Raw genomic sequence first — 26,082 nt, 5'->3', positions numbered from 1 at the left:
GCGGTCAGTGGTCGCTGCGGTCCGCTATCGCGCGGGCGAGATCACGCAGCCGCGGATGCCGGTAGACCATGCGGGTGGGGATGACCACCCCGCGCCGCTTCTTCAGGTCGGCGATCACGCGCAGCGCGAGCAGCGAGTGCCCGCCGAGGGCGAAGAAGTCGTCGCTGGCCAGCACCCGTTCGCGGCCGAGGACGTCCTGCCAGGCACCGGCGATGAGGGTCTCCAGCTCACCCGCGGGCACGGCGTCGGCACCGTCCGGCCGGTGCTGCTCGGCCGGTTCGGGCAGGGCCGTGCGGTCGACCTTGCCGCCCACGCCCAGCGGGAGGCTGTCCAGGGCGGTCAGTGACAGCTGCGCCATATGGGCGGGCAGCCGGGAGCCCAGGTGGCGGCGCAGCGGCTCCGGGTCGGTGTCCGCGCCGGGCGCGGGGACCCAGTAGGCGGCCAGGGCGCGGCCCAGCCGGGCGTCCTCCCGTACGACGGCGACCGCGGCGGTGACCAACGGATGGTCCGTCAGGACGGCCTCGATCTCGCCGAGTTCGATGCGCAGTCCGTTCACCTTGACCTGGTGGTCGACCCGGCCGAGACAGGCGAGGCTGCCGTCCGGGCGGCGGCGGACCCGGTCGCCGGTGCGGTACATCCGGCTGCCGGGCGGGCCGAACGGCGAGGCGGTGAACCGCTCGGCCGTCAGGGCGGTGCGGCGCAGATAGCCGAGGGCGAGGGCGGGGCCGGTCAGGTACAGCTCGCCCTCGGTGGCGGGGCGCAGGGTGTCGTCGAGGACGTGGGCGCCGACGCCGGGCAGCGGCGGGCCGATGTGCGGCTCGGCGCCGTCCACGCGGCCGACGGTGGAGTCGACGGTGCACTCGGTCGGCCCGTACAGGTTGAGCGCGTGCACGATCCCCCGGGTACCGAGGTCGGCCAGGTCCTGCCACATGGGCGCGGCGATCGCCTCGCCCCCGACGAACAGCCGTATGCCGTCCGGGAGTTGCCCGGCCGTCTCGACGACCCGGTCGCGCAGGACGGACCAGTGGGAAGGGGTCACGTCGAGGTCGGTGACGCCCTCGTGGAGGAGATGCGCGGCGAATGCGGCCGGGTCGGCGCGCTGGTCCTCGGAGAGCAGCACTAGGGTGTCGCCGCGGCAGACGCGGGCCCACTGCTGCACGGAGGCGTCGAAGGACACGCTGGCGTTCCAGGCCACGCGGGCGGGGCGGCCGGTGTAGCAGCCGCTCTCCTCCAGGGTGGCGACCAGTCGGGCGGCCGCGCCACGGGTGACGGCGACGCCCTTGGGCCGGCCGGTCGAGCCGGAGGTGTAGATGACGTAGGCGGGGGCGTCGGCGGGTACCGGGACCTCGGGGACGGTGAACAGGGCGCTCGCATCGGCAGCGACGGTCCGCACCCCCTCCGGCCAGGTGCGGGCCGGGTCGGCGGACACGACGACCTGGATGCCGGCGTCCTCGACCATGTCGTCCAGGCGTGCCTGCGGGTGGGCCGGATCGAGGGGGACGTACGCGGCGCCGGCCCGCCAGACGGCGAGCAGGGCCACGACCAGGTCGGGCTCCCGGCCCAGGGCGACCCCGACGTGCTGTCCGGGCCGGACGCCGGCTCCGACGAGGGCGGCCGACAGCCGTCGTACCCGACCGTCGAGGGTGCTGAAGCCGACGGTGGTGCCGTCGGCCGCCACCACGGCGTCCCGCCACGGGTGCCGCGCGACGGCCTCCCGGAAGCGGTGCAGAAGGTCCCGGACGGGGGCGGACGCGGGCGTGGCGGGGGTGGACGTGGGCGTTGCGGCAGGGGTGGACGCGGGCCCCGGGCGGGTGCCGACGGCGACGGACGCCGACGTCCGTGGTGCGGCCGCCGTGGCCGTGCCGCGGGCCGGTGACGACCCGCCGGGCGGTGTTGCGGACATGGGTGGGCTCCTCTCGGGGGCTTTCGCGACACGCTTTAGGCGCGGCCGGCCAGAGCGGGTGCGCTGACGGGCAGGGAAGGTGCGCAGTCGGCGAGGGCCACCGGTTCGCCCATCGCGACGACGATCTTGCGGTCGCCGCGGAAGGGGTCACGGCCGTGCGCGGTGAGGATGTTGTCGACCAGGAGCAGATCGCCGGGCTGCCAGGCACGCCGTACGGTGGCGCGTGCGTAGGCCGCGTCGAGCGCGGCCACGTCCTCGGGGCTCAGCGGGGAGCCGTCGCCGAGCGCCGTGTTGAACGGCAGCCCGTCGCGGCCGAACTCGCCGACCAGCACGTCCCTGATGTCGGGGTCGAGCGCCCATTCGCTCCAGAACGCGACGTGGTTGAACCAGACCTCCTCGCCCGTGTGCGGGTGGCGGACGGTCGCCGAGCGCACCTGCCGGGTGCGCAGGGTGTCGTCGTCGCCCCAGGTCACGTCGATGGCGTTGGCGGCGCAGTAACGCTCCACGTCGGCGCGGGAGTCGGTGGCGAAGGCGGTCCGCCAGTCCAGCGAGATGTGCTCGGCGTAGTTGCGCGCCAGCGACCAGCCGTGCCGACGGAAGCGGTCGACGAGGTCGGCGGGCAGCTGGTCGAGGACGCGGCGGACGTCGGCGACCGGGGTCGCGCCGCCCTCCGCGGGGGCCGTCAGACAGCCGAACAGCAGCAGGCCGGGGAAGGTCAGCGTGTAGCTGTTCTCGTTGTGCATCCGGATGGCCTGCGCGGGCGGCAGGTCGGTGGAGGAGAACACGTCGTCGCCGAAGTCGCTGCGCGGGGTGGCCTTCTCCTGGTACTTGGCACGCGCGGCGAACAGGGCGTCCCGCACGAGCGCGAAGTCGGCGGCGGTGCGCACCGGAAGGCCGCGCAGATACAGCGCGCCGTGCCGGGTGAGCACGCTGCGCAGCTCGTCCCGGTAGGTGTCGATCCAGTCCGCGGCGGCGGCCGCGTCCGGCAGGCCGTCGACGACGGCGGTGACCGGCGCACCGGGTTCCTCCAGCCAGCGGGGTGTCATCGCAGGCCCTCCTGCAGGTCGGCGTCGGCGAAGTGGTCGGGCAGGGCCGCCCACACCGGCGGGGTGTAGAAGTGGCCGCCGGGCAGGGCGTCCACGCGGAGTCCGCCGGTGGCGCAGCGTGCCCACTGCTCGGCGACGGCCGGTTCGATGACCTCGTCGTCCTCGCCGTACAGCACATGCACGGGCACGGAGGTGGTGACGCCGGGCCGGGGCCGGTAGGAGTCGCGGACGGTGATGTCGGCGCGCATCAGCTCGATCGCCATCTCCCGCAGGTCGGGGTCGTCGAGCGCGTAGTCGGGCAGCAGCCCGATGGTCCGCATCCACTCAAGGAGGCGCCCTTCGGCGTCCTCCAGACGCGGGAAGCGGTCGCGTTCGGTGACGCCGCGGTCGGGCGCGTTGCACGAGGAGACGATCAGGCGCTCGGGCAGCGGGGCGCCGCGCTCGGCGAGCCGTACGGTGACGTCGAAGGCCATCCAGCCGCCCATGCTGTGGCCGAACAGGCGGTAGGGGCGGTCCGGCGCGGCGGCCGCGGCGCGGGCCACGGCGTCGGCGGTGTCCTCGGCGAGGGTGTCCCAGTCCGGGGCGAACTCCTCGGCGAAGCGGCCCTCGCGGCCCGGGTAGCAGACGAGGGCCAGGTCGGTGGCCTCGCCCAGCGACGGCAGCCAGGCCCGGTAGGAGCCGGTGCCGCCGCCGCAGAAGCCGAGGCAGACGAGGGAGCGGGTGGCGTCCGGCCGGGGTACGGGCCGGACCACCGTGGTGTCCTGGAGCAGATGGCCGGTCATCGTCAGCCGGCCATCCGGTCCATGGCCCGGCGCAGGCTCGCCGGGCGGATGTCGGTCCAGTGGGTCTCGATGTACTCCAGGCACGCGGCGCGGCTGTCGACGCCGTGGACGGTGCGCCAGCCGGCCGGTACGGCGATCTGGGCGGGCCACAGCGAGTGCTGCTCCTCGTCGTTGGCGAGGACCAGGTACTGTCCGTTCTCGTTCTCGAAGGGGTTCGGCATCGGGCTGTCCCGTCTGTCGTGGGTCGGACGGCTGGTCGGTGCGGACTGCGTCGATCGTAGGAACGTCCCGGCCGCCCAAGAGGCAGTTGACCAGGCAGGTAGCGGGAAGTTTCGCTTCCGGCCGAGGAGTTGATCAGGACGACGCGTCCGAGTCGCGTGGCCGGTCAGGGTACTCGCGCTGCCGCAGGCACAGGCTGGGGTGCCATGTACGAACTGTCCGGGTGCCAAAGGTCGTCGGGGTCCAGGTCGCGGGGGTGGTACTTGCCCAACGCGCTGACGATCAGCTGCAGTTCGAGGGCGAGGGCCGCCACCAGGCGGTCGAGTCCCGCTTCGGGGTCCTCGTCCACGGCGAGCAGCGCGGCTCGGCCCAGACCCACGGCGCGCGCCCCGGCGGCCAGTGCCTTGGCGGCGCGGGCGCCTTCCCACATCCGGCCGCTGACGAGCAGGCACTCCTCGGGTCCCGGCCGCACCCGGCGCAGGCACTCCGCGAGGGGCAGGCCCACGTCGTCGAGGAAGGCGAGCGGGGCCCAGCCGGAGCCGCCCTCGGCGCCGTCGACGGTGACCGAGTCGGCGCCGGCCGCCCAGGCGGTGGCGGCCGCGGCCCCCACGTCGCGGGCGGGAGGCAGCTTCACCCAGATCCTGGCCCGGGGGAAGTTGTTGCGCATCAGGCGGACCTGGTGGGCGAGGATCTCCTCGGTGAAGGTGCCGGGGCTGCCGCTGCGCAGCACTCGGGAGGTGCCGTCACCGAGCACGGGCTCGACGGCGTACTGCTCCTCCAGCCGCTCGGCGTCGGCCGCGTCGACGACGGTCATGCCGCCGAGCCCCGGTTTGGCGCCCTGCCCCACCTTCAGCTCGAAGGCGAGCCGCCCGGCGTCCAGCAGCGGCCGCACGGAGGGGTCGCTGTAGACGAGGTTCCAGATCTCGGCGTCGGCGTCCTCGGTCGACTGCTGTACGGCCACACCGCCGGCGCCCTCCAGGGCGTCCTGGTAGGCGGCGATACGGCCGAGCAGGGTGCGGCCCTCGCGTTCGCCGAGCCGTCCCGTGCCGTTGACGGGGCCGATGTTCTCGCCGACGACGATGGGGATGCCGAGCCGGGCCGCCTGCCGGGCGGCGGCCACGCCCAGGTCGCGGCTGGCGACCTGGGTGGAGCCGAACGCGGAGATGTACAGAGGCAGTTGGGCTGGGAAGCCGCCGATGTCGGTGGCCGTGTCCACGTCCCGGTACAGGGGTTCGCGGGCCAGCTCGATCAGTTTCTCCAGCCGCCGCGGCATGAAGGCCGGCGGCACCAGCCGGGTCCGGTCCAGGACGTCGTCGCCGCCGCGCCCGACGGCGCCGAACAGTTCGCTGCCGTAGGCGGACGCGGGCGGGAAGACGCGGGCCGCGCCCTGCCGGGCCCTGGCCCGTATCTCGTCCTCCGGAAAGCCGGAGGCGTGCAGTGCTCTCATGACGTGTCGCTCCCTCGCATAGGTGGGCTGCTGTGGTGCGTCGGCTCGTGGGCCGGTCTCATGAGCGGGCCCGCGCGGGCTCGCGGTGCGGGCCGGTCGTGGTGAGTTCGCCGAGGTCGAGGCGGGTCTCGACGAAGTGCAGCGCGTCGAGGAGGCCGCTCGAGGTGAGGGCGGCGGCCGGGCGGGCCTTGACGACCTGCCCGATCGGCATGGAGCCGACGGAGCTCCAGCCCAGCCGGCCCCGCTCGTCGATGAATCCGGCGCTGCGCCCGGCGTTGTCGGGGTGCAGGCAGTACGGCACGTCGAGCCAGCCCCGGCCGAACGCCGTGAGCAGTCCGCGGCCGATGTCGGGGCCGAGACCCAGCACCGCCTCCACCAGGGCGCGGGCCTCGGCGTACACCTGGCTGTCCCGGTCGCCGCCGTCCGGCGCGGACGGGCCGCCCGGGCGGACGGTGCGGGCGGTGTGCGCCGAGGTCTCCAGGGCCGCGACGTTCTCGGCGACGGTGGGGATACGGCGCGCCTCGACCGTGGTCTTCACGATGAGCCGCTGCGCACCGGCCCGCACCGCGAGCCGTACCGCCCGGTCCTGGAGCGCCCGGGCGCCGGCCGGGGTGCGCGGATAGACGCCCATGTAGGTGTAGACGACGATGTGCCAGTCCACGCCGGGCAGCAGGTCGGCGGCGAGCGCGCGCAACGCCCGTACCGCCTCTTCGTCCTGGTGCGGGTCGGTCTGCTGCGCGTAGCTCAGGGAGATGCTGCGCAGCCCGTGCCGGACGAAGAACATCCCTTCCAGCAGGGACAGCGCGACGAGCAGTCCGGGCGGACACAGCTGGCCCATCATGCAGCCGCCGAAGGACTCCAGATGCGGTTCGACACCCGGCCGGCGGGCCTCGGCGAGCTGTTCGCAGGCCCGGGTCCAGTTGTCCACGGCCTCGGCCAGCGGGGTGCGGCTGTAGGGCAGGCAGTAGGAGACGGGGCCGCCCTCGGTGGCGTGCAGTCCGGCCGCGAGCAGGCCGCGCACGATGCTCTGCGGGGCGGCGGACCCGTGCCGCACCTGGACGGGGAACCCGGGGCCGTCGATCCCGTCGAGCATGCGGCGGGTGGCGGCCGGGCCGTGGGTGAGCAGCGGGTAGCCGTTGAGGTCGGTGCCCTCGGTGACGGCACGCCGGGCGGCGTCGAGGTCGCCGACCCTGGTGTAGCTGTCGAGGGTGAGCGTGCCGACCGCGGTGGCGTCCGCGTCGCGGGTGGCGAGCAGGCCCCGGCGCATCCGCTCCGGTGAGCCGAAGCCCATGCGGGGCTGGACGACGAGTTCGCGCGCGTTACGGACGAACGCGCCGAACCCGGTGGTGGTCGGGGCGTCCATCAGCGGCACACCCCGGCCGTGAGCGTGTCGAGGTAGCGGCGAAAGGGCGCGGCCCCGGCGCTCTCCTCGAACACCTCCGCGAACCCGGCGGTCCGCAGCCGGGGCAGCCAGGCCCGGGTGGTTGCCTCTGCGGTGCCGAGCTTGCCGCCGATCACCACCGGGAGCGCGGCGAGCCGCGGTTCGGCGCGGAACCGCGCGATCAGCCGCAGTCCGTCGGCGGCACCGTGGCCGTTGACGCTGCTGACCACGACGAGGTCGGGGCGGTGGGCCAGCGCCTCGGTGGCGACGAGTGTGTCGGGGGCACAGGCCCCGAGGTTGGTCACCCGGTGTCCCCACTCGGTGAGGAGGAGTTCGAGGTAGATCAGGTTCCAGGTGTGCGCGTCGGACGAGGTGCCGGTCACCACGATGTCGAGCCCGGTGGCCGGGGCGCCCCGGGCAGGGCCCGCGGCGCCGCGGGTGGTGGTCTGCATGCGGACTGCTCCCCCGTCCGGTCAGTGCCCGGCCCGTACGGCGGTGCCGTACGCGGACGTCGTGGCACCGGCGGTCTCCCCGCCGTCGATCACGAGCTCCTGCCCGGTGAGGAAGCCGGCCTCGGCCGAGGCCAGATAGCAGAAGGCCGCGGCGATCTCGGCGGGGTCGGCGTGCCGTCCGGCGGGGATGCGCGCGTTGGTGTCGGCGAGCATCTCCTCGGTGTACTCGGCGAGTTGCATGGGCGTGAGCACACCGCCGGGGCTGACACAGGCGGTGCGCACCAGCGGGCTGAGCTCCAGCGCGAAGGTCTGGGTCAGGGCGACGATGCCGGCCTTGGTGGCGTTGTAGTCGGCGTAATAGGGGTATCCCCGGCGGCCGTTGACGGATGCCGTGGCCAGCAGGACGCCGTGGCCCTGGTCGATCATGAGGCGGGCGGCGGCCTGCCAGACGCCCAGGACGCCGAGGAGGTTGACGTCGGTGATGCGGCGGGCGTCCTTCTCCTGGATGTCGAGGACGCCGTGCCGGACGCTGATCCCGGCGTTGGCGATGACCACGTCGAGGCGTCCGGTGTCGCGGTGGACGTCAGCGAGGGCCTCCCCTACGGCGTTCCAGTCGGCGGTGTCGGCCCGTATCCACCGTCCGGCCGGGCGACCGTCCGGTTCGGGTGCCTTGATGTCCAGGTTGACCACATGGTCGCCCGCCTCGGTGAAGCGCAGGGCGGTGGCGCGGCCGATGCCGCTGGACGCGCCGGTGATGACGACGGTGCGCATGTCTGACTCCTAGGTGGCACGTGCGGGTCGGAAAGAGAAAGGGGCAGCGGGCGGCCGGGGTCAGAACAGCACCCGGTGGCGCGTCATCCGGCTCACCGGGGCCGCCTTGCGCAGATCGCGGCTGACGATCATCCGCTTCAGCCAGCGGTCGCTGCCGTCGTAGCGCACCGGGTAGGACTTGCGGCCGTGCACCGCCAGGTAGTTGTCGACGATCAGCAGGCTGCCCTGCTCCACGACGACCGTGTGCTGCACCCGCTCCAGCTCGGCCATCAGGGTGTACACGGCCCGTTCGGCCGCCGGCTCGTCCGACGCACAGCGCATGAAGGGCAGGTCGATACGGAGATAGGGCCGGTCGGGGTCGCCGAACAGGACGGGCACGGCCTCCGGGGAGTGCAGCATCTGCTCCATGCGGGTGAGCGCCGGGTGGTCGGGGTGCCGCAGCTGCAACTGCCGGATGTGCTCGTCGTCGGGGAGGATGTGGAACAGCGGACGCATCAGCAGGGCCAGATCCTCGCGGCTGAGCTTGACGTCCCGGACGGAGGCCAGGATGGTCGGCACCTGGTCGTGGTTGCGGATCCCGAACAGCAGCAGATAGTCGCAGCGGCCGGGGTGGAAGCCGTCCTCGGTGTGGAACTCCAGCAGGGTGGCGCTGCCGTGGCCGCTCTGGCGCTCCTCGTCGCCGCGGATCGGCAGGATGTTCTGGATCATGCGGCCGAGTTGCAGGGTGGACCAGGTGAAGGGGTCGCCGAGCGCGGTCGCGCACATGGCCAGGAACAGCTCCTGTTCCAGGGTGGCCGCCGGATCCGTGGCCTGGTCCCAGTGGCCGGGGGTCGGTCCGACGGCGCTGTCGTCGACGGGGAAGCCGTGGATCAGCAGACCGGCGGCGGACTCGGTGCGCCGGAAGCTCTCCAGGAAGCCCTTCAGGCGCGGCGGCAGTCCGGCGTCGGCGAAGCGGTTGTCGGCGTAGCGGGCCGGGTCGGCCGGGTCGGGCAGGGAGGCGGCGAGTCCGGCCACCTCCTCCCGTATCCGGGACACCTCGGCGTCGGACAACTCGTACTGCAGGACGGTCTCTTCGATCATGGATCGGCTCTTTCCTCGGTGTCAGTCCCGGTGCAGGGTGTGGACCAGGAGGGCGGCGATCTCGGCAAGGGGCTGCGGCCGCGTCATGTCCAGGTGGGCACAGGCGACGGCGTGGCCGTGGATCCGGCCGGCGACGTGCGGCTGCCAGTCGTCCGCCACGGGGGCGGCGGGGTCACGGTCCTCGGTGGCCGTGAAGTGGAGCAGATCGCCGTCGAAGACTCCCGGCTCTGCCGCCTCGGCCAGGGCGACGGTGTGCGCGGCGGCGGCCGCCAGCGACGCCACGAACGGCTCGTCGAACCCGGCGTCGAGACCGGCGTCGGCGGTGCCCTCCCGGCGGAGGAACGCGGCGATGTCGTCGGGGTCGAACCGGGTGTCGAGGGCCGGCCCGCGCAGCGGGTAGGAGTCCATCAGGGCGAGCAGTGCCACCTCCTCGCCCTCGGCGCGCAGCCGGCAGGCCAGGGCGTGCGCGATGTTCCCGCCTAGGGACCAGCCGAGCAGGTGGTACGGCCCCTGCGGCTGTACCTCGCGGAGGCGGCCCAGGTAGTCGTCGACCAGGGTCTCCCAGCGGGCGGGCAGGGCCCGTTCGTCGGCGCCGGGCCGACGCGTCTGCAGGCCGTACACGGGCCGGTCGTCCAGGGCGGCGGCCAGTCCCGCGTAGCACCAGGCGAGCCCCGTGACGGGGTGGACGCAGAACAGCGGCGCCCCGGTGCCGGACGTGCTCAGCGGCAGCAGCAGGTCGGATCCGGCGGTGTCCCGGCCGTCGGCGCGGGCGGCGAGGGCGGCAACCGTGGGGGTGCGGAAGAACCCGGGCAGGGTCAGGTCCCCCAGGACGTCGGGCAGCAGGGCGCGGATGCGGGCGACCACCCGGGCGGCCAGGAAGGAGTGCCCGCCGAGGTCGAAGAAGCTGTCGTCCACGCCGGTGCCGCGCACATCGAGGACGTCCTCGAACAGGGCGGCCAGGGACCGCTCCACCTCGTTTCCGGGCGCCCGTCCGAGTCCGCCGTACTCGGGCGCGGGCAGGGCACGCCGGTCGAGCTTGCCGTTGCCGGTGACGGGCAGCGCGTCGAGGACGACGAAAGCGGCGGGCACCATGTACTCGGGAAGCGTGCCGGCGAGGAACGCGCGCAGCCCGGAGGGGTCGGGCGTGCGGCCGGGCACGGGCACGGCGTAGGCCACGAGCCGCCGGTCGCCCGGCCGGTCCTCGCGGAGCACGACGGCACCGTGGGCGATGTCCGGGTGACGCCCGAGCGCGGCCTCGATCTCGCCGGGCTCGATCCGGAAGCCGCGCACCTTCACCTGGTCGTCGGCTCGCCCGCAGAACTCCAGGCTGCCGTCGGCCCGCCAGCGCGCCAGGTCGCCCGACCGGTACATGCGCGCCCCGTCCGCGAACGGGCTGGCGACGAACCGCTCCGCGGTCGCTCCGGGCCGCCCGGCGTAGCCGCGGGCGAGACCGCGCCCGGCGATGTACAGCTCTCCGGTGACACCGGGCGGCACGGGCCGCAGCGCCTCGTCGAGGACGTACACCCGGGCGCCCTCCAGGGGCCGTCCCACGATGGGCGTCGAGGTGCCGCGCAGGGGTGTGGTCAGCGTTTCGACGGTGCACTCGGTGGGGCCGTAGAAGTTGTGGGCGGTCACGTCCGGTTCGGCGAGCAGCCTGCGCCACAGCGGCTCGGGGATGGCCTCGCCGCCGAAGGTCAGGGTGCGGGGGGTGAGTTCGGGGGTGCCGAGCAGCCCGTGCTCCAGCATCTCCAGGCCGTACGTCGGTGTGGTGTCGAGGAAGTCGACGCCGTGCCGTCCGACGTAGCCGACCATGGCCGCCGGGTCGCGCCGGGTGGCGTCGTCGAGGAGGTGCAGCTCGTGCCCGGCGAACAGGGCGAGCAGTCCCATCCAGGAGGCGTCGAAGGTGAGCGGCGCGGTGACGGCCACCCGGGCGGCGGGCCGGCCGGTGGCCCGTACATGCGCGGTGAACAGGGTCGACTCGTGGCTGTGCAGCAGGTTGACCAGGGCCCGGTGCTCCACGACCACACCCTTGGGGCGCCCGGTGGATCCGGAGGTGTACAGCATGTAGGCGGGGTGCGCCGGATGCAGCGCGGGGACGTCCGGGTCGTGCCCGGGGCCGTCCGGCGCGCACCGGTCGACGTGCAGCACGGGCACCGTGTCAGGGGCGAGCGTGCCTGCCAGTTCGGCCGTGGTGATGACCAGTCGGACGTCGGCGTCCTTCAGGACGTGGGCGATGCGTTCGGCCGGATGCCCGGTGTCCAGGGGCAGGTACACGGCTCCCGCCTTGAGCACGGCGAGCAGGGCCACGACCGACTCGACGGACCGGTCGAGCAGGACGGCGACCCGGTCCTCGGGTCCCGCGCCGCGCCGGATCAGTTCGTGCGCGAGCGTGTTGGCGAGCGTGTTGAGCTCGCCGAACGTCAGCGTCCGCTCGTTCAGGACGAGCGCCGCGGCGTCGGGCCGGGCGGCGGCCTGCTCCTCGAAGTACCGGTGCACGGGGCGTTCGGCCGGCGGTGCGGCAGGGTCCTCACCGCTCCAGGCGCCCAGGACGAGGTCCCGTTCCGCGGCGGACAGCACGTCGGCCTGGCCGACAGGGGCGTCCGGGTCCCCGGCGAACGCGGCGAGCAGCCTCACCAGCCGGTCCGTCAGGGTCCGCATCGTGCCGTGGTCGAAGAGTTCGGTGGCGTACTCGACCGTCCAGCGCAGCCCCGCCGGGTCGCCGTCGGCCGTGTGGGCCTCCTCGACGCCGAACAGCAGGTCGAACTCGGCGACATGAACGTCGACAGGGTGTTCCGAGGCTGTGGTACCGGCCAGGTCCAGTCCGCCGCCCGATCCGTTCTTCAGGAGCAGCATCGTCTGGAAGAGGGGGTGGCGGGCGGTGGAGCGGGTGGGGTTGACCGCCTCGACGACCCGCTCGAACGGCAGATCCTGATGCGCATACGCCTCCAGATCGGCGGCCCGCACCCGACCCAGCAGCTCACGGAACGTCGGATCACCCGACACATCCGTACGCAACACCAGCGTGTTGACGAAGAACCCCACCAGGTCGTCAAGGCTGTCGTCGGTGCGCCCGGCGACCGCCGTGCCGAGCGGGACATCGGTGCCCGCGCCCAGCCTGCTCAACAGCGCCGCCACCGCGGCCTGCAACACCATGAACAGCGTCGCCCCGCTCTCCCGCGCCAACCGCACCAGATCCGCGTGCAGTTCGGCGGGAACGCCGGCCGTGATGGCTCCGGCGTCATGGCTGGGCACGGGCGGCCGGGGCCGGTCGGTCGGCAGGGCGAGCTCCTCGGGCAGCCCGGCCAACGCCTGTCGCCAATAGGCGAGTTGGACAGCGGAAAGGCTCTCGGGGTCGTCCTCGTCACCGAGCAGGTCCCGCTGCCACAGCGCGTAGTCGGCGTACTGGATCGGCAGCGGGGCCCAGTCCGGGGCCCGCCCGGCCAGGCGCGCCTCGTAGGCGGTGCTCAGGTCGCGGGTGAGCGGGGCCATGGACCAGCCGTCACCGGCGATGTGGTGCAGAACCAGCATGAGTACGTGGTCGTCGGCGCCGAGCGTGAACAGCGTGGCACGCAGGGGCAGTTCGGTCGCCAGGTCGAAGGCGTGCCGGGCGGCGCGCCGGACGTGCCCGGCCAGCTCCACCGGAGGGCAGAGGGAGGCGGACAGGGGGACGCGGGCGTCAGCTGTGATGTGCTGGTATGGCTGCCCCTCCACGGCCGCGAAGAGCGTGCGCAACGACTCGTGCCGCAGCGCCACATCGTCCAGCGCCGCCTGAAGCGCACCCTTGTCCACCGGCCCGCGCAACCGCACCGCCAGCGGAATGTTGTACGTCGAACCGCCCTCCTCCCATTCCCGCAGGAACCACAACCGCTGCTGGGCGTACGACAACGGCAGCAGCTCGGGCCGCACCGCCATCACGGCCGGCCTGGGCCGGGTGGTGTCCTCGGCGCGCAGATGCGCGGCGAGCTGTGCGACCGTCGGGTTGCCGAACAGGGCCCTGATGCCCACCTCGACGCCCAGCACGGTGCGGATGCGGCTGATCAGCCCGGTGGCCAGGAGCGAGTAGCCGCCGAGGGCGAAGAAGTTGTCGTCGACACCGACGTGCGCCGCTCCCAGGGTCTCGGCGAAGAGGGCGCACAGGACTTCCTCTTCGGGGGTGCGCGGACGGCGGGCGGGGGCGGGCTCGTCCTGGTCTACGGGGTCCGGCCGCTCGGGCAGCCGGATGTCCAGCCGGCCGTCGGGGCGCCAGCGGGCCTGCCTGCCGGTGCGGTACATCACGGTGCCGGATCCGCCGTGCGGGTCGGCGACGAACCTGTCGCCCGCGGGGGCGGCGGGGCCGGGCACGGTGAGGTAGAGGTCGCCACTGACTCCGGCCGGCACCGGCCTCAGGTGGTCGTCGAGGAGGTAGGCCGCGGCCCGGTCGGGTGCGGACACGCCCGCCAGTTCGCGCCACATCTCGGCCGGGACGGTGGCGCTCCACTCGTCGAGAACGCGGTGCAGCTCGTCGGCCGTGAGCAGTTCCGCCTGACCGACGGGCGTATCCGGCTCGGCGGTCACCGCCTCCAGGAGCCGGAGGAAGCGCCGGGCCAGGTCGTCCACGGTGGCGCGGTCGAACAGGTCGGTGGCGTACTCGAACTCGGCCCTGATGCCCGCCTGCCGGCCGGCCTCGTCGAAGGTCTCCTCCACGCCGATGCTCAGGTCGAACTTGGCGGCACGGTGGTTCAAGGGCTCGGCGGAGGTGCGGAGTCCGGCGAAGCCGTACGCGCCGTCGTCGGTGTTCTGGAGGACGAGCATGGTCTGGAAGAGGGGGTGGCGGGCGGTGGAGCGGACGGGGTTGACCGCCTCGACGACCCGCTCGAACGGCAGATCCTGGTGCGCATACGCCTCCAAGTCGGCGGCCCGCACCCGGGTCAGCAGTTCCCGGAAGGTCGGATCACCCGACACATCCGTACGCAGCACCAGCGTGTTGACGAAGAAGCCAACCAGGTCGTCCAGACTGTCGTCGGTGCGCCCGGCGACAGCCGTCCCCAGCGGAATGTCCGTCCCCGCACCCAACCTGCTTAGCAGCGCAGCCACCGCCGCCTGCAACACCATGAACAGCGTCGTCCCGGTCTCGCGGGCCAGGCCGCCGATACGGGCCTGGAGTTCGGCGGGCACGAAGAGGTCGATCGCCTCGGCCCGGTGGCTGGGTGTGGCGGGCCGGGGCCGGTCGGCGGGCAGGGTGAGCTCTTCGGGCAGGTCGGCCAAGGCCTCCTGCCAGTAGGCGAGGTGGCGGGCCGCGAGACTGTCCACGTCGCGCTCGTCGCCGAGCAGGTCCCGCTGCCACAGCGTGTAGTCGGCGTACTGGATCGGCAGCGGGCCCCAGTCCGGGGCGCCGCCAGTTACGCGTGCCGAGTAGGCGGTGCTCAGGTCACGGGCCAGGGGCGCCATCGACCAGCCGTCACCGGCAATGTGGTGCAAGACCAGCACCAGTACGTGCTCCTGCTCGCCGATCTCGAACAGAGCCGCGCGCAGGGGGAGTTCACCCTCCAGGTCGAAGTCGTGCGCCGCCTCCTCGGCCAGGCGTGAGGGCAGTTCCGCCTCGGTCACGGCCCGCGTGGACAGCGGGACGCGGGCGTCGGCGGTGATGTGCTGGTACGGCTGCCCTGCCACCGCCGGGAAGAGCGTGCGCAACGACTCGTGCCGCAGCGCCACATCGTCCAGCGCCGCCTGGAGCGCACCGGTGTCGACCGGCCCGCGCAACCGCACCGCCAGCGGAATGTTGTACGTCGAACCGCCCTCCTCCCACTCCCGCAGGAACCACAACCGCTGCTGGGCGTACGACAACGGCAGCAGCTCGGGCCGCACCGCTACCACGGCCGGCCTGGGCCGGGAGGTGCCATGGCCGAGGCGGGCCGTGAGCGCGGCAGGGGTGGGGGCGGCGAAGAGGTCACCGATGCCCAGTTCGGCGCCGAGGGTGCTGCGGATGCGGCTGATCAGGCGGGTGGCCGTGAGCGAGTGGCCGCCGATGGTGAAGAAGTTCTCGTCGGCGCCTACGCGGGAGATGCCCAGGATCTCGGCGAAGAGTCCGCAGAGGACTTCTTCTTCCGGGGTGCGGGGGGCGCGGCCTTCGGCGTCACCACCGACCAGGGGCTCGGGCAGGGCCTTGCGGTCGAGCTTGCCGTTCGTGGTCAACGGCAGCGCATCGAGTACGACACAGGAGGCCGGAACCATGTACTCAGGTAGTGACCCGCCGATGAACCGGCGTACTTCCTCCGTGTCGAGACGGCTGCCCTCAGCGGGAACGACGTAGGCGACAAGGCGTTTGTCACCCGGCCGGTCCTCACGCACCACCACCGCACACTGCACGATCCGCTCATGCCGCGTCAGAACCGCCTCGATCTCCCGCGGCTCGATCCGGAACCCCCGCACCTTCACCTGATCATCCGCACGGCGCAAAAACTCCAGCGCACCATCCGAACGCCACCGCCCCAGATCCCCCGTCCGGTACATACGCTCACCCGCCCCACCGAACGGACACGCGACAAACCGCTCCCCCGTCAGACCCGCACGCCCCACATACCCATGCGCCAGACCCGAACCCGCCACATACAACTCCCCCGGCACCCCCACCGGCACCGGCCGCAAACCCCCATCCAGAACAAACACCCGCTTGCCGGCCAACGGCACCCCGATCGGCACCGAAGCCGCACCCTCCACCACCCCAGCCACCACATGACTGGTGGTGAACCCCATCGACTCCACCGGCCCATAACCATTCAGCACCCGAAGCCCCGGATGACGCTCACACACCCGCGCCACATGCGACACCGACGCGGCCTCCCCCGCCGTCATCACCGTCCGCAACCCCGCGAACAACCCCGGATAGTCATCCACCAGCACGTTGAACAAACTCGCCGACAACTGCAACACCGTCACACCACACCCGGCCACCAGCCCCGCGATCTCATCCAGATCCGTCCGAGACCCCACCGGCAACACCGTCCGCCCCCCATGGAACAGCGCCGAGAACACCTCCAACGCAAACGCATCCCACGACACCGGCGACGACTGCAAATACACATCATCCGCCCGGAACTCCAGATAATCCGGACCCACAAACGTCGACACCAACGCCCGATGCGGAGCCACCACACCCTTTGGCCGCCCCGTCGAACCCGACGTGAACATCACACACGCCGCATCCCACCCACCACACACCACAGCCGGATCGGAGTCGTCCCGTGCCGCTATCAGTGCGGCGTCCCGGTCGAGCAGGACACGGCTCAGCCCGGACTCGGGCAGCGGGCGAGCGAGATCATCGCGGGTCACGAGAACGTGAACGCCGGCGTCGGTGACGACAGTGGCCAAACGCTCCGCCGGGAAGGCCGGATCCAGCAGCGTGTAAGCCGCCCCCGCCTTCAGCACACCCAGCAACGACACAATCAACTCAGGCCCACGCTCAAGATGAACCCCGACCACATCACCCGCCGCCACACCCACATCGACGAGATGACGAGCCAGCCGATTCGCCCGAGCATTCACCTCCCCATACGTCAGCTCCACCCCACCCTGAACCAACGCCACCACATCCGGCACATCCCGCACCCGCGCCTCAAACACCCCAGGCACCGACCGCTCATCCACCACACCGGACCCGGCACTACCACTCCACTGCTCCAGAGCACGCTCCTCCTCCACGCCGAGCAGCGGTACTGAAGTGAGGGGCATGTCGGCGTCAGCGACGACGGCCTCCATGAGCCGGGCGAGTCGGTCGACCATGGCCGCGACCGTGCTCTCGTCGTACAGGTCGGTCGCGTACTCCACGTCCCAGCTCAGCCCGGCCGGGCGACCGTCGTCCCCGGCGATCTCCTCCACGAAGAAGGTCAGGTCGAACTTCGCCGCCGGGTGCTCCAGGGGTTGCGTGGCAGCCTGGGCGCCGGCGAACCGGTAGACCCCGTCGATGTTGTTCTGGAGGACGAGCATGGTCTGGAAGAGGGGGTGACGGGCGGTGGAGCGGGCCGGGTTGACCGCCTCGACGACCCGCTCGAACGGCAGATCCTGATGCGCATACGCCTCCAGATCAGCGGCCCGCACCCGACCCAGCAGCTCACGGAACGTCGGATCACCCGACACATCCGTCCGCAGCACCAGCGTATTGACGAAGAAGCCGACCAGGTCATCCAGACTGTCATCCGTGCGCCCGGCGACCGCCGTCCCCAGCGGAATGTCCGTCCCCGCACCCAGCCTGCTCAGCAGCGCAGCCACCGCCGCCTGCAACACCATGAACAGCGTCGTCCCGCTCTCCCGCGCCAACCCCACCAGACCCGCATGCAGCTCCGCACCCGAACGCACCCGCACCATCGCACCCCGATGCGACGCCACCGGCGGACGCGCCCGGTCCACCGGCAACTCCAGCTCCTCCGGGAGGTCGGCCAACGCCGCTTGCCAGTAGGCGAGTTGGCGGGCGGCGAGACTGTCCCCGTCGCGCTCGTCGCCGAGCAGGTCCCGCTGCCACAGCGTGTAGTCGGCGTACTGGATCGGCAGCGGGCTCCAGTCCGGGGCTCCGCCGGTCACGCGTGCCGAGTAGGCGGTGCTCAGGTCACGGGCCAGGGGCGCCATGGACCAGCCGTCACCGGCGATGTGATGCAGTACCAGCACCAGCACGTGCTCCTGCTCACCGAGCTCGAACAGGTCCGCGCGCAGCGGAAGTTCGGTCGCGAGGTCGAAGACGTGACCGGCGGCGTCGGTGAGCAGGGCGGGCAGCCGGTCCTCGGTCGCGGGGGTGGCGCGCAGGGTGAGGCCGGGCGTGGTGAGGATGTGCTGACGCGGTTCGCCGTCGACAGCCGGGAACAGGGTGCGCAGGGCTTCGTGGCGCAGGGCCACGTCGTTGAGGGCGGCTTCGAGGGCGGTGAGGTCGAGGGGGCCGCGCAGTCGGACGGCGAGCGGGATGTTGTACGTCGAACCGCCGTCCTCCCACTCCCGCAGGAACCACAGGCGCAGCTGGGCGAAGGACAGCGGGACCGGGTCGGGGCGCTGTTCGGCGACCGTGAGCTGGGGCCGGCGCTCGCCGCTGTCGCGCAGGACGGCGGCGAGTTCGGCGACGGTGGGCGCGGCGAACAGCGTGGGGAAGGTGATCTCGGCCCCGAGGGCGCTGCGGATGCGGCTGATCAGCCGGGAGCCGAGCAGTGAGTGGCCGCCGAGGCGGAAGAAGCTCTGGTCGACGCCGACTCGTTCGAGGCCCAGGATCTGGGCGAAGAGCTGGCAGAGGACTTCCTCGTCGGGTGTGCGGGGCGGCCGTATGCCATCCGTTCGGGCGGCGGGGGCGGGCAGGGCCTTGCGGTCGACCTTGCCGTTGGAGTTGAGCGGGAGCGAGTCCAGCACCACGAACGCGGTGGGCACCATGTACGGGGGCAGTTCCTCGGCGGCCCGCTCGGCGAGGTCGTCGGGGTCGGGGGTGCCGGACTCGCCCGGGACGACGTAGGCGACCAGGCGCTTGTCGCCCGGCCGGTCCTCGCGGACGACGACGATGCGCCGGCCGACGCCCGGGAGGCGGCCCAGAACGGCCTCTATCTCACCGAGTTCGATACGGAAGCCGCGGATCTTCACCTGGGCGTCGGCCCGGTTCACGAACTCGATCACGCCGTCGGGGAGCAGGCGTACCAGGTCGCCCGTGCGGTACATGCGCTCGCCGGGGCGGTCCGGGCAGGCGACGAACCGTTCCGCCGTCAGTCCGGGCCGGGCTATGTAGCCGCGGGCCACGCCGGCGCCCGCGAGGTACAGCTCACCCGTCGCCCCTTCGGGCACCTGGCGCAGGGAGTCGTCCAGGACGTGGGCGGCCATGCCGTCCATGACGCGTCCGACGGGGACGGTCGCTCCCACGCGGTGGGGCGGGCGCAGCGCGAGGAAGGTGGCGAATGTGGTGGTCTCGGTGGGGCCGTAGACATGGACGAACTCGGTGTGCGGGCAGCGGTCGAGGACGCGCTGGATCGCCTCGGGCGAGCATGCCTCGCCGCCGCTCCATACCTGCCGCACCAGGTCGAAGACCTCGGGGTCCTCCTCGGCGACGAGGTTGAACAGGGCGGTGGTCAGGAACAGGCTGGTGACGCCGTGCTGTTCGGTGACGCGGCGCAGGGTGCGCGGGTCGAGCTGGCCGGGCGGGGCGAGCACGGCCTGGTGGCCGGCGAGGAGCGGCACCCACAGTTCGTAGGTGGCCGCGTCGAAGGCGTGCGAGGAGTGGACGAGGACACGGCGCTGTGCCTCGCCGTCCCAGCAGTGATCGGCGGCGAGGGCGAGGATGTCCCGGTGGGTCACGGCGACGCCCTTGGGCGCGCCCGTGGAGCCGGAGGTGAACATGACGTAGGCCAGCCCGAGCGGGTCGATGACCGTGCCGGGGTCGGTGTCGGGGCAGCCGGCGAGGGCGCTGTCGTCGTCCACGGCGAGCGTGGTCACCAGGTCGTCGAAGAGGTCGCCCGGGTGGGTGGCGCGGTCGCTGAGCAGCACGGCGGCGCCGGTCTGCTCGATGACCGCGCGCATGCGGGCGGCGGGGTAGGAGGGGTGCAGCGGCACATAGGCGGCGCCCGCTTTGAGAACCGCGAGCAGGGCCACCACCAGGTCGGCGGAACGTTCCATCAGTACGGCCACGGCGCTCTCGGGGCGGTCGCCCACCCCGAGCCCGGCCAGCCGGTGCGCCAACCGGTTGGCCGCGCGGTCGAGTTCGCCGTAGGTGAGGAGCGTGCCGTCACCGCGCAGGGCCACGGCGTCGGGGGCCCGCCGGACCTGTGCGGTGAACGCGGCCACGACATGGCCGAAGCGGTCCGGGCCGGTACGGCCGTTGTCGTCGCCCACCGCTCCGCTGCCCTGCCGGGCCTCGGCTCCGGTCGACGGGATACCGTCGTAGGGCATGTCCGCGTCACGATGGGTCGGCATGGCTTTCCACTCCACCTTGTCTGGGGTTGATGGATCTCACGAACGGGAAATGCGGGGGCCGGCGGGCCGGGGCTCAGGCCGAGTAGACGCCGGGGAGTTTCGGGTAGGCGCTGGCCTGCCACACGGAGTCGACCCCCGCGATATAGCGGGTGAGCCGTTCCAGGCCGATACCGAATCCGGAGCTGGCGGGGATTCCGGCGCGGGCCATGTCCAGATACCAGCCGTACTTGGCGGGGTTCTCCCCGGTCTCCCGCATACGGGTCACGATCCGCTGGTATTCGTGTTCGCGTTCGCTGCCGCTGGCTATCTCGCCGTATCCCTCGGGTAGCAGCAGATCGAAGTTGCGCAGCACACCCGGGTTTTCGCGGCTCTCACGGTCGTAGAAACCGCGCGAGCCCTTCGGGTAGTCGGTGACGAAGAAGGGGCGGGCGGTCTCTCGCGAGATCCGCGCCTCGTCGGCCCAGGCGATCTCGGCATGCGGGTCGCCGCCCACCCGGGCGACGGCGTCGGCGTGCGACATCACGTCGAAGGGGCCGGCCAGCACGTCCTGGAACCGGCTGATGTCCCGGCCGAGCCGCGTCAGCTCCTCCCCCATGGTGGCGGCGGCCTCGCGGACCGCGGTGACCACGATGCCCTGGGCGACCCGCATGATCTCCTCGCGGGAGTGGCCGGCGGCCTCGACGTCGATCTGGTGGAACTCGGCCAGATGGCGGCCGGTGTCGGCGGTCTCCGGGGGCTCCAGACGGACGTTGGGCGCGATGCAGAAGATCTTGTCGAAGGCGTGCAGCGAGGCCTGCTTGTAGAGGATCGCGCTCGTCATCAGCTTGTAGCGGCGGCCGTAGTAGTCGATGTCGACCTGCTTGGCGCCGCGCACTCCGGGGTCGGTGACGGGACCGATGATCGGCGCGCGCAGTTCCACGAAACCGGCCTCGTCGAGGTGTCTGCGTATCGCCATCAGAATGCGGTGCTGAATACGCAGGACATCACGGGTGACCGGGTCGGAGAGATGTTCCTGCGGGGATTGCGGCGGGCGTTTCCGATGAAGTGACGGCGTTTCCTTCAGGACCACTGACATGTGAGGTCTCGATTCTCTGAAGAGGGCGTGCCAACCGGGCCGATCGGGTCCGGCCGACAGCGGCTCCGGCTGATTTCAGCAGGAGATTAGTAGGCGGTCTTTCGGTCAATCGGCAGTTGAGTACGGCAGATTCGCGGAACTTCGTGCGGCGGCCCCTGAACGGGTGCGTGCGGCAAAGGGCGCGGCGACGAAGCACGGCGAAGGGGCGGCCGGTCCCTAACCGACGAGCCGACGTTCCAGGAACGCCACGCCCTGATCGACGGCCAGGAGCCGCCAGGCCTGCTTGGCCATGTCGTTGAGGGCGCTCTCCCAGGTGCCGTCACCGGCGTCGGGAGCCAGGGAGGCGAGAAGGATGGTCGCGTACTCGTATCCGGTGCGCGAGGAAACGGCGGCCCACTCGGGGGCGCCGACGCGGTCCGGAGGGACGCCGCGGGCGGCTTGGGCGAAGGCGTCGCGGCTCTCCTCATCCAGCCGCAAGGCGTCCGCCAGGAGGCGTACGGTGTCCTGCCTCGGCCGGTCCACACGCCCGTGTTCGAGGTCGCGGATGGCGCGGACGCTCAGTGCCGAGAAGTCGGCCAGCTGCTGCTGGGTGTAGCCCTCCCGGATCCGGTGGAACTGAAGCAGGGATCCGAAGGGGCTGTTCTGGGTCAGCGTGGTCACGGTTCCTGTCCCCCGTCTCGGTGTGATGGGTGCGAACGGTCACTGCCGACCGGTGGTGTCCCTGCCGACCGTCGGGTCGGCGGTGGGGACGGTGACGAGCACGAGGCGGGCAGCGAAATCGGCAGCACTGTCGGGCACAGCGGACATCAAACGGTCTCCTGACTGAAGGTGCGGGTGCTGTTTCGGTGGGTTCGAGCCGGGAGCCGCGGGTGCGCTCCCCCGGCGTCCGGTGGCGTGCCCCCCGGTCGGGGTCCAGCGCCTGCCGGTGCAACCACTCTCGGCCAGGCGCCGCGCGAATGTCAGCTCTCGGCCGTGTCCTCATCCGGCAGCCGCATAGTCCGTCCATCCCCACTCGACCGTTCCAGGAGGCCGTCGAAGTACGCCCCGACGATCGCCACCGAGCAACCGGTGATCCTGCTCCGACGCAGGGCGGGCACCCGCGCGACGGCGCGCCGCGAGACCGCGAGCGCGGCCTGCTCCGCCATCACGAGCGACTCGGCCACGACGTAGAGCCCCACGGTCAGCGCCTGTCCGGCGCCCGGGTGGACGCTCACATGCTCGACGCCCTCCACGGAGGTCGCCTGCGCGATGAACTGTGCGGCCAGGTCTTCCGGCACCCGGAAGTCACAAGGCATGTGCAGGCGCACATGGATGAGATGCATGCCTCGATCCTCGGGAAGCCATCGAGGACCAGCAAGCAGGAAAGTTGAACGCTTTCTGCCAGGGCCTGAAAGGGCCACTCGCCGGGGCATTGAAGCCGTCACGATTTTCCCGGGAACTGGTGACGCCCGGGAATGCGTGCTTGGATGGCCCCCGTCTTCGGACAGCCACCGGCCCGGGGAGAGTATGGTTTTGGCTGAGCTCGGTTTTGATCACACCTGTGAATCGGTCTATCGCGCACTGCTGGCCCGCCCGCAGCTGGGCCTGGATGAACTGCGGGAAGACCTCGGCCTTTCGGACGCCGATCTGCGCAGGGCACTGGACAAGCTCAGCGAACTGGCGCTGGTCCGGACGTCGTTCGACGCCTCCTCACTCGTTCAGGACCGTCGATCCGGAGATGGGCGTCCAGGCGCTCATCGCCCGTCAGCAGGAACGTTTGGCCTGTGAGCAGCAGCGCATCGCGCAACGCCGCGTCGCCGCCACGTATGTGACGGCGGAGTTCTCGCCGGCCGGCCGCGGCACATCCGCAGGACCTCGAACTGCTGGAACGCGGGGCCCTGGGGATGCGGACCTCCTGATGATCCTCGACCACCGCACGGCCATCGTGCCGACGGGCCAAGAGGACAGCGAGACTTGGGCGCTGGTGTTGACCGCGCGCGGCGCCCTCACCGTTCTGAGGAGCAGCAACGAGCGTGGTCTGACGCCCCAGGAGCGGAGACGCTACGGCTGTTGAGCCATGGGCTCACCGACCAAGTGGGCACCAATAGGCTCGGTCCGCCCGGTGCGCCGGAACTGCCGGACGGGGAACTTCCAGGACCGTAATACCGAGCGGTTTTTCATCCTGCCGGGAATTCCAGCAGGACAGGGAAGAATTCAGCCATTCCAGCACCCGCGGGGACTTCCACCGCAGCGTGGATCCGGTCGACTGCCAGTCAACCGCCGCCCCCACTGCAGCCCGCCGCAGGGCCGGAACATGGCCTGCTGCATTCGTAAGCGTCTGCGAATCCGAGCTCCGACCACGGGCCATGTGTCCCCAGCAGAGGGAGCCCTCATGACGAACTCGCAGACCGAGGGAACCGCACATCCTGATCGTCAGCTCGCCTCGCTTCTACGACCCGAAGGGCGCCCGGCGGCCCCAGGCCGCGTCCGTTTCGGTGATGAGTGCGTCGAGGTAGTCGCGTGCGGGGCGCGGCCGGGTGAGCGCTGCTGCTTGTCCCGACCACAGGTTGACGTAGTCGGTCAGCCCTCGTTCCGCGGCCGCTGTGCGCAGAGGGCGGGTGAGAGTGTATTGGAGCGGGTAGGGGGCGAGTTCGCTCTCGTGGGCCAGGGCCTCGCGCGTGAATCGGTTGGGGATGGCCCTGGCGAGCCGTCCCGAGAAGGCCCTGGTCAACACGGTCGTACGCGCATCAGGGCCGTGCAGCGCGGTTCGATGGACGGTGCTCGCGCCGGACTCCTCGGTTGCCAGGAAACCGGTGCCGACCTGTACTCCGTCCGCTCCGAGCATCAGCGCGGCAGCGATGCCCCGGCCGTCGGCGATGCCGCCGGCTGCCACGACGGGGACAGAGACTGCTTGTGCGATCTGGGGAACAAGGGAGAAGGTCCCGACGAGGGATTCGTTGACGGGGCGGAGGAAGGAGCCGCGGTGACCGCCGGCGTCACTGCCCGAGGCAACGACGGCGTCCATGCCCGCCGCCTCGATCGCGAGGGCTTCCTCGACGGTGGTCGCCGTACCGATCGTCCGAATGCCCCTGCGTCGGGCTTCGGCGACCACCCGCGCCTCGGGAACGCCCATCACGAAGCTGATCACCGGCGGTTCCGCCGCGAGCAGTGCGTCGATCTGCTCCGTGAAGTCCGGTGCCTGCGGCGGGTCCTCCAACTGGGCTGTCGGCAGTCCGAGTTCCTCGAACCAGGGACGCAGCAGCCGCGTGTACCGGGCCATCTCATCCCGATCGGGCGGTGCCGCGCCTTCCTCGGGGTGCGGCACCCAGAGATTGACCGCGAAGGGCCGGGCGGTGGCCTTCCGCAACTGGCCTACGAGTTCCCCGATCCCGTCCGGAGCGAGGATGTGGCCTCCGTAAGATCCGAGCCCGCCGCCGTCCGAGACGGCGGAGGCAAGGGCTATGGAGGACAGGCCTCCGCCGAACGGACCCTGCACGATGGGGACGTCGAGGCCCAGTAGCTCGGTGAGCCGGCCTCGGGCCCAGGCTCGTTCTCCGTTGATCATGTCGGGATTCCTTCCAGGACGTACAGGGCTCTGGGAGCGTTCATGGGAGTTGAGGGAACTCACAGCGCGTGGGTGAGCGCCGTACGACCCGACACCTGCTCGAGTGCGGTGGTGGCCACCCGGCGCCCGAGGTGTTCTGCGGTTCTCAGATCCGCCCCGGACGGTGCGTCGTTCGGACCGAGGTCCGAGGGCGACTGGGCCATCGCACCGAGGAAGCCGCCGAGACGGTTCAAGTCGTCGGGTGTTCCGCTGGTGGAGTACTCACCGCCGGGCGGCAGGCCCAGCGAGATCCAGTTCATGCCGTGCTGCGCGGCGAAAAGCGCCAGGGAGACCAGGACGTTCAGTTTGTCGCCGTTGACCCCGGCGGAGTTGGTGAAGCCCGCGGCAAGCTTTCCCGACCAGCGCTGCTCCATCCAGACCGGGGCGCTGGCCTCGGCGAATGCCTGGAAGACGGCAGACTGGCTGCCCATGTAAGTGGGGGTGCCGAAGATGATCGCATCGGCGGTGGCGAGGGTGTCCCAGAGCTGATCGTCAGCGGCGGCCACGTCGCACAGTTCGGCTCGTGCTCCGGGCACGGACCCGGCACCGGCAGCGACCGCACGAGCCTGGCGGGCGGTGTGGCCGTAGCCGCTGTGAAACGCGACCGCGATCTTGACGTTTTCCGGCATGTTGGAGTCCTTACTGGTCAGGAGGGACCGACGGGACTTTCGGCCCCTGCCAAAAATAGTAGACGACCGGTCAACTAAAAGCCAGCCGGATAGTTGACCACCCGTATACTCATCGGTATGGGACGGACGAGCACGGCAAGAGAACGACTGCTGGACGCGACCCGCGGCCTCATGCTGAGCCGTGGTTACGGCACGATCGGTGTGGCCGAGATCTGTGCCCGCGCGGACGTCAAGAAGGGGAGTTTCTATCACTTCTTCGAGTCGAAGCAGGCCCTCACGATCGAAACGATCAACACCCACTGGGCGTCCCAACGGCCAGGCTGGGTGTCCGTCCTCCGCGACGACAGTCCGGCAATGGAGCGACTGGAACGGTTCTTCCTCGACCAAGCCGCCGCCCAGCACACGGCGAAGACAGAGGACGGAGCGGTCAACGGCTGCTTGTTCGGCAACCTGGCACTGGGACTGAGCACTCAGGACGAACTCGTCCAGGCCCGGGTGTCGGAGATCTTCGAGGAGCAGATCGACCTGGTCCACGCAACGCTGACGGACGCGGCACAGCAAGGTGCGATCCCCGCAACGGCCGCGACCCGCGACACCGCCCGCGCCCTGCTCGCCCAACTGGAAGGCATGGTCATGTTCGCGAAGCTCGCAAACGACCCGTCCGTCCTCAACGGACTGTGGAAGCAGACCTCGCGACTCTTGCTCGACTAAAGGCAATGCCGTTGTTTTAGTCTGCGGGCGTACGCTGCTGCGTAGTGCTTCCCGGGGGTGGTGCGGGTGTCTGCGGATGTCGGCGAGTTATCGGGGCT

At 71.5% G+C, this 26,082-nt stretch carries 17 protein-coding genes; 2 read left to right on the top strand and 15 right to left on the bottom strand.

The annotated features are described in order from the left end of the window. Positions 1-4 precede the first annotated feature (4 nt). From ACWD11_RS32750 to ACWD11_RS32690, 13 genes are all read right to left on the bottom strand, one after another. On the bottom strand, positions 5-1,903 hold the full coding sequence (locus ACWD11_RS32750) for an amino acid adenylation domain-containing protein (protein WP_451287444.1): 1,899 nt from the start codon (positions 1,901-1,903) through the stop codon (positions 5-7). Between the two features lie 35 nt (positions 1,904-1,938). Continuing rightward, complete coding sequence (locus tag ACWD11_RS32745; protein ID WP_451287442.1) at positions 1,939-2,949, bottom strand: TauD/TfdA family dioxygenase; 1,011 nt, start codon at positions 2,947-2,949, stop codon at positions 1,939-1,941. After that, positions 2,946-3,731 carry a thioesterase II family protein gene (locus tag ACWD11_RS32740; RefSeq protein ID WP_451287440.1) on the bottom strand — a complete coding sequence of 262 codons (786 nt, stop codon included), beginning with the start codon at positions 3,729-3,731 and terminating at the stop codon, positions 2,946-2,948. Before ACWD11_RS32740 ends, ACWD11_RS32745 begins: the two co-directional genes overlap by 4 nt. 2 nt (positions 3,732-3,733) lie before the next feature. Then, positions 3,734-3,952: an MbtH family protein gene (locus ACWD11_RS32735; protein WP_171145510.1), complete on the bottom strand. Its 219-nt coding sequence runs from the start codon at positions 3,950-3,952 to the stop codon at positions 3,734-3,736. 164 nt (positions 3,953-4,116) lie between these two features. Next, positions 4,117-5,397: a glutamate synthase-related protein gene (locus ACWD11_RS32730; RefSeq protein ID WP_451287438.1), complete on the bottom strand. Its 1,281-nt coding sequence runs from the start codon at positions 5,395-5,397 to the stop codon at positions 4,117-4,119. A 58-nt stretch (positions 5,398-5,455) separates the two neighbouring features. Further along, a complete protein-coding gene (locus tag ACWD11_RS32725; protein ID WP_451287436.1) occupies positions 5,456-6,760 on the bottom strand; it encodes a methylaspartate mutase in 1,305 nt (434 codons plus the stop codon). Further along, positions 6,760-7,230: a cobalamin B12-binding domain-containing protein gene (locus ACWD11_RS32720; RefSeq protein ID WP_389420949.1), complete on the bottom strand. Its 471-nt coding sequence runs from the start codon at positions 7,228-7,230 to the stop codon at positions 6,760-6,762. Before ACWD11_RS32720 ends, ACWD11_RS32725 begins: the two co-directional genes overlap by 1 nt. A 21-nt stretch (positions 7,231-7,251) precedes the next feature. After that, the gene (locus ACWD11_RS32715; protein ID WP_389420950.1) at positions 7,252-8,001 is read right to left on the bottom strand and encodes an SDR family NAD(P)-dependent oxidoreductase; all 750 of its coding nucleotides are present in this window, start codon (positions 7,999-8,001) and stop codon (positions 7,252-7,254) included. Positions 8,002-8,061: 60 nt separating this feature from the next. After that, positions 8,062-9,081, bottom strand: a complete 1,020-nt coding sequence (gene gntD / locus ACWD11_RS32710) for a guanitoxin biosynthesis L-enduracididine beta-hydroxylase GntD (protein ID WP_389420951.1) — start codon at positions 9,079-9,081, stop codon at positions 8,062-8,064. Positions 9,082-9,102: 21 nt separating this feature from the next. Then, entirely contained in the window at positions 9,103-19,986 is a 10,884-nt protein-coding gene (locus ACWD11_RS32705; RefSeq protein ID WP_451287433.1) for an amino acid adenylation domain-containing protein, read from the bottom strand. Between the two features lie 73 nt (positions 19,987-20,059). Further along, on the bottom strand, positions 20,060-21,061 hold the full coding sequence (locus ACWD11_RS32700) for an asparagine synthetase A (RefSeq protein ID WP_451287431.1): 1,002 nt from the start codon (positions 21,059-21,061) through the stop codon (positions 20,060-20,062). Positions 21,062-21,277: 216 nt separating this feature from the next. Continuing rightward, the gene (locus ACWD11_RS32695; RefSeq protein WP_389421535.1) at positions 21,278-21,721 is read right to left on the bottom strand and encodes a helix-turn-helix domain-containing protein; all 444 of its coding nucleotides are present in this window, start codon (positions 21,719-21,721) and stop codon (positions 21,278-21,280) included. A gap of 299 nt (positions 21,722-22,020) precedes the next feature. Then, positions 22,021-22,383 (bottom strand): hypothetical protein, encoded by a 363-nt coding sequence (locus ACWD11_RS32690; protein WP_451287429.1) that lies wholly within the window; start codon positions 22,381-22,383, stop codon positions 22,021-22,023. Between the two features lie 190 nt (positions 22,384-22,573). Here ACWD11_RS32690 and ACWD11_RS32685 point away from each other — a divergent pair, with 190 nt between their 5' ends. Continuing rightward, a complete protein-coding gene (locus ACWD11_RS32685; protein ID WP_451287427.1) occupies positions 22,574-22,828 on the top strand; it encodes a hypothetical protein in 255 nt (84 codons plus the stop codon). Positions 22,829-23,489: 661 nt separating this feature from the next. Here ACWD11_RS32685 and ACWD11_RS32680 read toward each other — a convergent pair. Together ACWD11_RS32680 and ACWD11_RS32675 are read right to left on the bottom strand one after the other, a co-directional pair. Next, on the bottom strand, positions 23,490-24,605 hold the full coding sequence (locus ACWD11_RS32680) for an NAD(P)H-dependent flavin oxidoreductase (protein WP_451287425.1): 1,116 nt from the start codon (positions 24,603-24,605) through the stop codon (positions 23,490-23,492). 59 nt (positions 24,606-24,664) lie between these two features. Next, the gene (locus tag ACWD11_RS32675; RefSeq protein ID WP_451287423.1) at positions 24,665-25,273 is read right to left on the bottom strand and encodes a flavodoxin family protein; all 609 of its coding nucleotides are present in this window, start codon (positions 25,271-25,273) and stop codon (positions 24,665-24,667) included. Positions 25,274-25,390: 117 nt separating this feature from the next. Here ACWD11_RS32675 and ACWD11_RS32670 point away from each other — a divergent pair, with 117 nt between their 5' ends. Then, positions 25,391-25,984, top strand: coding sequence for a TetR/AcrR family transcriptional regulator (locus ACWD11_RS32670; protein ID WP_451287422.1), 594 nt, complete (start codon positions 25,391-25,393; stop codon positions 25,982-25,984). Positions 25,985-26,082: the final 98 nt, after the last annotated feature.

This window comes from Streptomyces sp. NPDC002776 (genome assembly GCF_053592195.1).
This window is presented reverse-complemented; position numbering and strand designations above follow the sequence as displayed.